This window comes from Paenibacillus campinasensis (genome assembly GCF_002272015.1).
GTDB classification, from domain to species: domain Bacteria; phylum Bacillota; class Bacilli; order Paenibacillales; family Paenibacillaceae; genus Paenibacillus_AQ; species Paenibacillus_AQ campinasensis.
The window spans coordinates 59754-69901 of the sequence record NZ_NPBY01000028.1 but is presented as its reverse complement, the minus strand read 5'-3'; the positions used below and the strand labels follow the sequence as shown (position 1 = coordinate 69901).

The 10148-nt window shown below is 53.9% G+C and carries 11 protein-coding genes and 1 tRNA gene; 3 read left to right on the top strand and 9 right to left on the bottom strand.

Translation table 11 applies throughout. The features are described from left to right. Positions 1-12: 12 nt before the first annotated feature. Both CHH67_RS08930 and CHH67_RS08925 read right to left on the bottom strand, forming a co-directional pair. Positions 13-88 (bottom strand) — tRNA-Asn (locus CHH67_RS08930). A 28-nt stretch (positions 89-116) separates the two neighbouring features. After that, a complete protein-coding gene (locus CHH67_RS08925; RefSeq protein WP_179292085.1) occupies positions 117-602 on the bottom strand; it encodes a SprT family protein in 486 nt (161 codons plus the stop codon). 122 nt (positions 603-724) lie between these two features. Here CHH67_RS08925 and CHH67_RS08920 point away from each other — a divergent pair, with 122 nt between their 5' ends. Then, positions 725-1075 carry a hydrolase/acyltransferase gene (locus CHH67_RS08920; RefSeq protein WP_095264821.1) on the top strand — a complete coding sequence of 117 codons (351 nt, stop codon included), beginning with the start codon at positions 725-727 and terminating at the stop codon, positions 1073-1075. Positions 1076-1154: 79 nt separating this feature from the next. Beyond that, positions 1155-1283: a cortex morphogenetic protein CmpA gene (gene cmpA, locus CHH67_RS08915; protein ID WP_095264820.1), complete on the top strand. Its 129-nt coding sequence runs from the start codon at positions 1155-1157 to the stop codon at positions 1281-1283. A gap of 79 nt (positions 1284-1362) precedes the next feature. On the opposite strand, the gene CHH67_RS08910 is transcribed toward cmpA, so the two are convergent. Then, positions 1363-1824 (bottom strand): DinB family protein, encoded by a 462-nt coding sequence (locus CHH67_RS08910; RefSeq protein WP_095264819.1) that lies wholly within the window; start codon positions 1822-1824, stop codon positions 1363-1365. A gap of 148 nt (positions 1825-1972) precedes the next feature. Here CHH67_RS08910 and CHH67_RS08905 point away from each other — a divergent pair, with 148 nt between their 5' ends. Continuing rightward, positions 1973-2551: a CGNR zinc finger domain-containing protein gene (locus CHH67_RS08905; protein WP_095264818.1), complete on the top strand. Its 579-nt coding sequence runs from the start codon at positions 1973-1975 to the stop codon at positions 2549-2551. Between the two features lie 133 nt (positions 2552-2684). Here the strand turns inward: CHH67_RS08905 and CHH67_RS08900 are convergent, their stop codons facing one another. The 6 genes from CHH67_RS08900 to CHH67_RS08875 all read right to left on the bottom strand — a co-directional run bounded on the left by CHH67_RS08900 (position 2685) and on the right by CHH67_RS08875 (position 10090). After that, a complete protein-coding gene (locus CHH67_RS08900; RefSeq protein ID WP_095264826.1) occupies positions 2685-4898 on the bottom strand; it encodes a Tex family protein in 2214 nt (737 codons plus the stop codon). A 447-nt stretch (positions 4899-5345) separates the two neighbouring features. After that, on the bottom strand, positions 5346-5696 hold the full coding sequence (locus tag CHH67_RS08895; RefSeq protein ID WP_095264817.1) for a type II toxin-antitoxin system PemK/MazF family toxin: 351 nt from the start codon (positions 5694-5696) through the stop codon (positions 5346-5348). Between the two features lie 3 nt (positions 5697-5699). After that, entirely contained in the window at positions 5700-5981 is a 282-nt protein-coding gene (locus CHH67_RS08890; protein WP_046681343.1) for a CopG family ribbon-helix-helix protein, read from the bottom strand. A 234-nt stretch (positions 5982-6215) separates the two neighbouring features. Beyond that, the gene (gene alr / locus CHH67_RS08885) at positions 6216-7412 is read right to left on the bottom strand and encodes an alanine racemase (protein ID WP_095264816.1); all 1197 of its coding nucleotides are present in this window, start codon (positions 7410-7412) and stop codon (positions 6216-6218) included. Between the two features lie 272 nt (positions 7413-7684). Continuing rightward, a complete protein-coding gene (locus tag CHH67_RS08880; protein WP_095264815.1) occupies positions 7685-8794 on the bottom strand; it encodes a LolA family protein in 1110 nt (369 codons plus the stop codon). Positions 8795-9154: 360 nt separating this feature from the next. Continuing rightward, positions 9155-10090 (bottom strand): ArsR/SmtB family transcription factor, encoded by a 936-nt coding sequence (locus CHH67_RS08875; protein WP_095264814.1) that lies wholly within the window; start codon positions 10088-10090, stop codon positions 9155-9157. Between the last annotated feature and the right edge of the window lie 58 nt (positions 10091-10148).

Sequence of the window (10148 nt, the reverse complement as noted above, 5' to 3'; positions counted from 1 at the left end):
CTCTCCAGAAGCTGGCTCCCCGAACAGGACTCGAACCTGTGACAACTCGATTAACAGTCGAGTGCTCTACCAACTGAGCTATCGGGGAATGTCCAAACCGAACACTTAATAATTTATCATGTCTTATTGGGGGAGTCAAGCGCTTGCAGTGTCAATCGCCCGCGACATTTCCCGCACCGATATCGGTCCGGATTCATCCTCCGCTTTCGCAGGTATTCCGTCCCGCATGCGCCGCAGCGCAGCTTGTAGCGGTACGGTTCCGGATTGCGCCCCGACGCTGTCCGTTTCGGCAGCGCCTTGCAGAAACGGCTGCCGCCAACGGCCTGGAGGAGCAGCTTGAAATCCGGATCCCGATGGCGGTAGCCTCTGCCTGCGAGATGAAGATGATAGTGGCACAGTTCATGCTTGATGATTTTCTCCACCTCTTCCGGCCCGTGAATATCCAGCTGATGGGGATTGATTTCAATATGATGACTTTTCATAAAATACCGCCCGCCTGTCGTGGACAGCCTGCGGTTGAAGGTTGCTTTATGTCTAAAGGGCAGCCGAAAGCTCTCGAGCGAAACCCGCTCCACCCAAGCCTGCAGCTCCTCGTTGCTCATCTGCTTCATTGTGTACACCACGTACCCTTCTGTCCAGCGCGAGGCTATAAATGTTACTTGAATTTTAACTTCCCTCTGGGCTACACTGTCAAGTAGAAAGTATGGAGGGAGAACCTGCAATCATGCCAAAGATGCGTTATGTTATTTTGCAACTACGGGACAAGCTGACTTTTGTTGAAATGCCCAGCGACTATGCATATCAGCTAAGCGCGCTTAACTTGCGACTGAACAAGGAAATTGACAAGCTGACCGCTCCCGGCAAGCCCGAGCTTCCTATTGCCGTGGCAGAATGCGACCAGCTTGATCTGCTGCAGGAATCGCTCAGCATTCAAGGCGGCCTGGAATACATAAATGAGCTTGAGCAAGCCTTCGCTGCAATCAAGGAGGAGCATTACCCGCTCATCTCGCTGCTTACCGAGATCCGCGCGCTGCAAGCGCAGCTGGAGCAATGGTACGAAGAGGAAGGGCAATAATCGAGGTAGACCTGCACGCTTTGGGCGATTTCCCCATATGCTATCCATACAGACGGAATTAGCAGAGGAGGAGATACCCTTGCCGCAATGGCTCTGCAATCAACTGACCCGCGCTTTTCGCAAAAAGGATCGGCGTCAGATTAAACTGTTGAATGAATGCTGGTTTTTTTACAGAAACTCCTCAGGGGAGAATTCGAACGCCCAGTAAGCCAGCGTGCCCCTTGATCCGATACGGGAGAAGACAGCAAGCCGGAGATGATCCGGCTTGTTTTTGTATGTTCAGCTAGCTAAAATGCGCGCGTGGCAGGCCAGCTGCCCTGCAGCTTCCTCAGCAGGATGATCTGACCAATATGATAAGCATCATGGGTAATGAAGCTCCAATACCGCTGCGGATGCTCGCTCAGTTCCTCTTCAGGCACATTCTGAATTTTCTCCCGCACAGCCGCATGAACCTGCTTCAATCGGTCCTGGGCCTCCCGCCAAGCCTCTTCGCTGGCATCGACAATCCGAAACGTCTCGTCATTGCTCACCCGGACATCCGACGCCCGCCCTTCTATCCGCGCCAGAAGCACTTCCTTGTAGAACAGCAGATGCATTACGTTTTCCCAGATGCTGTTAGCGCCTTCCCCCGGCTTCCACAACGCCTGCTCCACCGTCACATCCTGAAGGGCAACCGATAGCGGAGCATATCCATCCTCCTTCTCCATCGTGAAATCCCAGTTCTCCAGCAGCATTTCGCGCAAACTCATCCTCATTCCTCCCGCCATAATTGTAACGATCTAAAACCAGTTTAGAAAGTTACATCCACCTTAACACAGCTTTCGCTCCTGAACAAGTAACTAGCTAAACTTCATTATGCCTGTTACAATAACCATACCATTGAAAGGATGAAACAGAATGCTCTGGGATGATTTTATAAATAGTGAATGGCCGGATTGGAAAAAAGGAGAACGGTCCGAGGACAAACTGGAGAGCGACGCGTGGCTCCAGCGGTTTATAACCGAACATTCCCTGCTCGCTCCTCCCCTCCTTACGGACGAGGAGCTGAAGTTCCTCCGGCAGCTTCGCGCCCTCATGCTTCACTGCGTGCAGCGGATCGTGGGTGGACAATCGCTGTCCGAGGAGGAGCTGACGCAATTGAATGCATGGCTGAGCCGCGGGCCGGTCATCCGCCGCTTGGTTCCGGGCACCGGGAAGCCCTTCGCCCTGTCCAGCTCCCCTGTAAATCCAGGCTGGGAGGGCGCAGCGGCCGAAATTGCCGCTTCATTCGCAACAGCGCTGGCTGAACGCGATCTGTCGCGCTTCTCCATCTGCTCCAATCCAAATTGCCGCTGGGTATACTATGACAGCACACGCAACCGCTCCAAACGCTATTGCGAGGACAAAACCTGCGGCAATCTGATGAAGGTGCGGCGGTTCCGGGCCAAACATGCCTCCGCCGCCAGCGAGAAGCAAGGCCCGGCAGACAAGCCTTAACCGGTCTGGTGAGACAGCTGCCAGCTCCGGGCTCCAATCAACGAACAAAGCGGCAACCTCTGTCATCGAGGTTGCCGCTCATGTTCATTCCTGATCTCCACCCTGAGCGCTTGTCGCTCAAGCCCCTGCGCTTCTACTGATCCTTCGGCTCGCGCATGGTCAATCCGACGCGGCCTTTCTTCAAGTCCACGTTAAGCACCCATACCGTGACGTTGTCTCCAACCGAAACGACATCCATCGGATGCTTTACATACCCGTTGCTCAGCTGGGAAATATGCACGAGGCCATCGCTCTTGATGCCGATGTCCACGAAGGCGCCGAAGTCAATCACATTGCGCACCGTCCCCTGCAGTTCCATGCCCGGTGTCAGGTCCTCGATCTTCAGCACATCCTGGCGGAAGATCGGTGCCGGCAGCTCCTCGCGCGGGTCGCGGCCCGGCCGCTGGAGACTGTCGAGAATGTCGCGCAGCGTCGGCACGCCGACATCCAGCTTCACCGCCAGGCTCTCCGGCTCCTGCTGTGCCAGCAGCTCGGCCAGCTCCTTCGTACCGAGCTTATCCAGCTCAACCTGCAGCTCCTTGAACAATCGGTCCACCACCGAATACGATTCCGGGTGAATCGGGGTCCGGTCCAGAATGTTCTCGCCATCGGTAATCCGCATAAAGCCTACGCACTGCTCGAACGTCTTCGCCCCGAGGCGCGGCACCTTCTGCAGCTGTTTCCGGCTGACAAACTTGCCGTTCTCCTCGCGGAACTTGACGATATTCTTCGCAATGGTCGCATTGATGCCGGCCACATAAGAGAGGAGCGACGGCGAAGCCGTGTTCACATCAACACCGACATGGTTCACGGCCGACTCCACGACGGCGCGCAAGCTTTCCTCCAAATGCTTCTGGGACACGTCGTGCTGATACTGGCCTACACCGATGGATTTCGGATCAATCTTGACCAGCTCCGCCAGCGGGTCCTGCACCCGGCGGGCAATCGATGCCGCGCTGCGCTCGGCGACATCCAGATCCGGGAACTCCTCCTGCGCCAGCTTGGAGGCGGAGTATACGCTCGCGCCGGCCTCGTTGACAATGAGGTAAGCCAGCTCCGGATCACCGATCTCGGCGATGACCTCTTCGGCCACGAACTGCTCGGTCTCCCGCGAGGCGGTTCCGTTCCCGATCACAATCAGCTTGATGCCATACTTGTCGATCAGCTTGCGGAATACCGCCGCTGCCTCGGCTTTCTTATTGCTCGGCGGCGTCGGGTACGTGACAGCCACTTCAAGCAGCTTGCCTGTCTCGTCAACCACCGCGAGCTTGCAGCCTGTCCGGTAGGCCGGATCGACGCCCAGCACGCAGCGTCCCTTCACTGGCGGCTGCAGCAGCAGGCTGCGCAGGTTGCCGGCGAAGATCGAAATCGCCTGATTCTCGCCCTTCTCCGTCAGCTCCGCACGAACCTCGCGCTCGATCGACGGCGCGATCAGCCGCTTGTACGAATCCTCAATGATCGTCTTCAGGATATCGGCGGCAATGGACTGCCCCTTAATGACCTGTTTGCCGATGAAGTTGTAAATCGAATCCGGTGTAACCTCAAGCCCCACCTTCAATATATTTTCCCGCTCTCCCCGGTTGATCGCCAGTATCCGGTGCGGCGGCATTTTCTTCGCCAATTCACGATAGTTGTAATAATTCTCGTAGACGGATTCCGCTTCCGCATCCTTCGCTTCGGAAGTGAGCATGCCATGGTCCAGCGTATAGCGGCGAACCCAGGCACGAATAGCTGCGTCATCGGCAATATTTTCCGCCAAAATATCCATCGCCCCCTGCAGCGCTTCCTCTGCGGACGCGACGCCCTTCTCCTCATTGACATATTGCGCAGCCTGAGCCATCACATCGCCCTGCTTCGGCTGAGACCAGATCCACTCCGCGAGCGGCTCCAGCCCTTTCTCCTTGGCCACACTGGCCCGTGTCTTGCGCTTTTGCCTGTAAGGACGGTACAGGTCCTCCACTTCCTGAAGCTTGACCGCTGCCGTGATGGACGCTTTGAGCTCATCGGTCAGCTTGCCCTGCTCGTCAATAATCCGGATGACTTCGCGCTTGCGCACCTCCAGATTCCGCAAGTATCCGGTGCGCTCCTCGATCTCGCGCAGCCGGTTCTCGTCCAGCTCGCCGGTCATCTCCTTGCGGTAACGCGCAATGAACGGGATCGTGTTCCCCTCGTCCAGCAGGTCCACGGTCGTTCGCACTTGCTTGACAGACAGCCCAAGCTCCTTCGCGATTTGTTTGACGATTCTTTCCTGCTCTTCCTTATGAATCTGTTCCTCATTCACTTCCGCGACAGCTTCTAATTCAGACAATGATATCCCTCTTTCTTCAACATTAACTGTACAGCTATTATCCCAAATCTGCGGCGGCTTTTCCAGCACAGTCATCAGACGGGCTCCGCTTCTTCGTTGCCTTTAAGCTCGGATTAAGGTTTTTTTCATCTTATTTTAAGTGTTGCCCGATATTCTGAACGTAACAACAAGCGAACCAAACCAGCATGAGGAGGTCTCCGTACGACAATGAATGACAAAAAAGCGCTCACTTGGTCTGTCATCTGCGTTCTGCTTACCGCAACGGCCGTCACCGTCGCCTATTTCCTTATCCCCTCAGGCGCATAGCTATCAGGAGCTTCAAATCCGCATACCTTCCCAAACAGAACAAAAGGCTGTCCCCAGCAGCACACTCTGCCGAAGAACAGCCTCCTTACAATCAAACCGCCACCGGTTTGATTTCTGATATGAATACTTGGATAGATCGGTTCAAAAGTCGATCAAGCCCAGACTGATCTGCAAGGAATCGTTCACCTTGCTCATCGTCTCGTCATCAAGATGGGTGATCTTGTCGGTAAGCCGCTGCTTATCAATGGTCCGGATCTGCTCCAGCAAAATAACGGAATCCCTGTCAAATCCATGCGATGCAGCGTCGATTTCAACATGAGTCGGAAGCTTTGCTTTTTGAATCTGTGCGGTAATTGCGGCCACAATTACCGTTGGACTGAACCGGTTGCCGATATCGTTCTGGATCACAAGGACCGGCCTTACACCTCCCTGCTCCGAACCGACAACGGGTGAAAGATCCGCAAAAAATACGTCGCCCCGTTTTACGATCACTGTCTACACCCCGCTTACTAAGCGGTCTAGAGTGCTGTCTGCATCTTCCTCCGCGTGAAACGCTTCAGATGCCATGGTCAGGTTGATTTTCGCCATTTCCATATACCCTCGCTGCATTGATTCGCGTATATAACGCTTCTTACGCTCATTCAAGTACAGTTTCATGGCTTGCCGAATAAGCTCACTGCGGTTGGAATTCTCCAACTGAGCGATCCCGTCCACTTCCTGCAAAAGATGATCCGGTAAACTGATCATAATTCGTTTGGTGTTCTGCATATTGGCCACCCTCAATTACACCCCCACAACCTTCTCGCCTGTGCACCAGTATTGCATTATTCAAGGAAATTTATACAAAAGAATATATATGCCGAAGGTATATCAAGTATGCTGCATACCATTATAAACTACAATCGACAGTTTCGTACAGACAAAAGCGACATATTCATACTTCTTCCTACTTCGAGAATGCCTGTATATAATCCTTCTTCCTCGAACACAATTTCCTCGGGCACAGATGCTTCAATGTAAATCGACGGATTCCCATAGCGGGTTGACCGTCTTGACGGGGATATTTCCGCGTATATATTGGCGCGGCACTCGGTGGGCCATCATGCAGACTACCTCATAGTGGATGGTGCCCAGCCAGGAAGCCAGCTCGTCTGCCGAAATACATTCGCCAGCCTGCTGGCCGATGAGCACAACCTCTTCACCGGCTTTGATTTGTTCCGCCTCTTCGGCGAACGTCTTAAGTGACACCATGCATTGATCCATGCAAATTGTGCCGACAACTGGGACGCGGCGGCCGCGTATCAGTACCTCCGCCTTGCCGCTCAGCATACGGGAATAACCGTCAGCATAACCGATCGGAAGCGTTCCAATCATTTCTTCCTGTCCGGTTATGTATCTGGTGCCGTAGCTGATGCCTGAATTCGGAGGAAGCGTCTTGACGTACACAAGCTTTGTTTTGAGCGCCATGACAGGGCGAAGGCTTACCGCTTGCTTATTCACCTCATCGGATGGGTACAATCCATACAAGCTGACGCCTATGCGCACCATATTGTAGGATAATCCGGGAGTGTCGATAGCGGCAGCACTGTTGCCCGTATGTATGATCGGGATAGGATAGCCCATGTCCCGAAGGGCGTCCGCCACGTCCTTGAATCGGCGATACTGCTCCATTGTATAGTCTTTGTTGTGTTCATCCGCGCGTGCGAAATGAGTAAACATGCCTTCTACAACCATTTGCGGAAGCGAGAAAGCCTCTTTAATGAAGGAAAGCGCATCCTCGCCGGGAAGCAAGCCCAAACGACCCATTCCGCTGTCAATCTTGATGTGTACCCTTAGCTTTCGATCCGGCAGAACCGGCAGCGCCTTGATCGCCTGAAGCACCTCCGTGCTGAACAAAGCGATCGATATGTTGTTGTAGAGCGCAGCCTCCACCCCTTCCGGCGGCGTATAGCCGAATACCAGTATCGGCAGGGTGATGCCGGCTTGACGAAGCTCAAGCGCTTCGTCCAGGAACGCAACGCCCAAATAATCGGCCCCGAGCTGCTCCAGCTCTCGGGCTACTTCCACCGCCCCATGCCCGTACGCATTCGCCTTGACGCTGGCCAGAAACTTCATGCCTTCAGGCAGCGCCTTGCGAAAGGCGGTGTAATTGGCGCGCAGATGATCCAGGTTAATCTCGGCCAGGGTTGGTCGGTATATTGCTTGCACTTCCAGTCACCTTCTTACCTTGATGAGAAAAACTTTTTGACTAGCATTAGATTAATGGTAATGTTCCGAAAGGCAACTGTCAATGAAGCCTCGAGACGGGCTGGGAGAACCGACCTTTCTTCCCGCAGCCTCTATGGATATTAAACCCGCGAAAGCTCTGCTAGAAACAGGCTGCCAGCCCGCTTCCGAAGCCTTGTGGATTGGAAAAAGAAGGCGAATGGCCAGAACGCAGGAACACTCATCCTCCGCTGCCGGGTATTCGCCTTCATCCATTATTTACCCGATTGGTCCTGCATGGAAGCAGCGATGTTCACCATCTCCTCAACCGGAAGGTTGGTGCTCGTAATCCGGTACTCAACGCCGTCCGTCGTCCAGGTCAGCGTCTTCTGCTGGTCCCCGGTCAACAAGCCTACCGTAGTGAAATCGATGTAAATCGCTTCCCCAGGCACAAGCGACACGGCACGATCCAGCGGTCTGGATTCCATAATCGTGTATTGATATACCCCATTGTATTTCAGAATGACAGCATGATCCTTGCTGTCTGGAATCTCCATCGTTTCTTGATGCGCCACCCCGGCAGGCGTATATCCTGGCTCAATGATGCCAAACGAGCCCATATCCTTCTCCGCTACCGGGTCCAGAATCCCTTCGGTTCCCTCGGCAATCTCCTCGCCTGAAGGTTCGACCGGCAAGCCATTCTCATCCACTTCCGCCAGCGTGCCCTGCGACTCGCTCATGGCGTTCAGATTCCGCTGGGTATCAAAGGATTCCTTCGTCAGATTCGTATCAAACGTAAACGTATTGAATTTCACGTCCACCACAACATTGGCCTGGGAATCGGATACCTGAACCTGACGCGGAGAATAGTTGTCCTTGGCGAGCCAGATCTTCTGGCGGACAAGCGCATGGCTGTGGTAATTGGCGGCTACGTCAAACACGTAGCTTTCCTTATCCTCGGCAAACTGGCGGTTCTTGTCGCCGATAATGCTGGACAGGAGTGTCTGGTACAAGTAGACCTGTCCCTGATTGTCCGGCCAGTCGCTTTTGAAACGGAAGCTCTTGTTCAAGCTCGGCGTGAGCACAAACACGCCTTCATCATTACGCAGCACAATCTGGGTAATATTCTTCTGCCCGTTGGTCAGGCTTATGCGATAGTAGGACGGCGACTGATACCATACCTCCACCTGGTACTCCTGCGGAGTTGCACCGGTATGTATGGTCATGACGCCCGCCCCCTGGTAGGTGCCCTTGTCACCTTCCAGCTTATCAGCTACTTTGCCCAGATCTTTCACAACGCTGTCCGCGTCTTTTTTTCCGCATCCCGCCAGTATCGTCGTCAAGCATAATACAACAGCGAGCAGCACCCATGAAATCCGGCGCATGTCATCATCCCCTTTTCGCACATGTTTTGAGTTGATTGATACATGTCTATGAGGGACTTGGTCACATTATGCAGACTAGCCTGACAAGCAGAAGCGGGAGTCTGGTGATATCGAAGCGAATGACGGGAGTGCCCGATCCAGCCGGCCAACCGGCTTCCCTATGAATTTATGCTGACACGCAGCCTCCGAGGGCATCCACTCCATTCGGGGCAAACGCCCTTCAAGCACTCAGGGCTGGCCTATCATCTCTTCATCTCCTATGAACCGGATAAAAAAAGAAGCCTGTCCGTTCATAACAAGAACAGACAGGCTCTTATCTCTTGGCATACAGGTGCTTTCATCCTTCGGACGAATGAATATTTAGCGGCTCGGCATAAGAAGATTGGCATGAAAGCCCAAATAGTCGAGCAGGCCTTCCTCGATTTGGCGAATACGCTCCAGACGCAGACTGTAGGTCGATACCGTCTCACCGACCACATGCGCGTTCAGCAGCCCCGCACTGCGCAGGTTGAAGATGTGATCATGCGTAATCCCTTTGGAAATGCCCAAATGCCGAACGACTTCGATAAACGTACGCGGCTCGTCGCGCAGAAAATGCAGGATGCGCAGCCGGCTCTTCTCGCTCAAGCTGCGCAGCAGCCGATACAATTGAAGCGACGGCTCATCCGCCTCGGATGGCGGCTCAATTCTCGCAGCATAATGACAAACGGTCACACTGCCGAATGAATAAATGATATTGCCGGGCTGAAAATGGTACTGCGGCACAAGGACAAGCTTCTCCAGCCCTTGCACAGGCTCAAAGCAAAACCCGTTCGTTAAAGCCGATGCCGTCTCATAGGCATTCAGCCCCTGGAGCGCCGACTTCTCTTCCGCTTCTGCCTGCAGCGCGGAGATGATGCCGGAGTCGACATGGGTGAAATAGGCGTCGTTCCATGCGGTGAGCATGTCGTGCAGCCGATCGCGCGCAGCCCCGAAGTTCTCCGGAAACGTCTGCACGTACGGTGACAACACCTCGTACAATTCACCTAAGGTAAGGTTTTTCAGCCAGGACAGAAACCCCTGCGTGCTGTCTTTGCTCGGAGATACGTAAACCAGCAAGTAAAGCAGCTTCCACTCCAGATCCATAGCGGTCTTGTTCAACTGATCGGCAAATTCGGGAGACAGCTTCGCCTCCACGTTCCGAGCCCAATCCGGACCAAGATCAATCCTTTTGTGCCAGCTCTTGCATAGATACGTATGGAGACTATTGATCATCTCGTTGACGGGTCTGAACGATATTTCCAATTGATAAGACAACAAATTGCACTCCTTCTCTGACCTGAAATCACCAGCGGCTGGTTACCGGCAAGCTCCG

Bases quoted from the DNA above. Each gene is read 5' to 3' on its own strand.
- CHH67_RS08925 (WP_179292085.1), bottom strand. From the start codon at position 602: ATGAGCAACGAGGAGCTGCAGGCTTGGGTGGAGCGGGTTTCGCTCGAG.
- CHH67_RS08920 (WP_095264821.1), top strand. From the start codon at position 725: ATGCCAAAGATGCGTTATGTTATTTTGCAACTACGGGACAAGCTGACT.
- CHH67_RS08910 (WP_095264819.1), bottom strand. From the start codon at position 1,824: ATGAGTTTGCGCGAAATGCTGCTGGAGAACTGGGATTTCACGATGGAG.
- CHH67_RS08905 (WP_095264818.1), top strand. From the start codon at position 1,973: ATGCTCTGGGATGATTTTATAAATAGTGAATGGCCGGATTGGAAAAAA.
- CHH67_RS08880 (WP_095264815.1), bottom strand. From the start codon at position 8,794: ATGCGCCGGATTTCATGGGTGCTGCTCGCTGTTGTATTATGCTTGACG.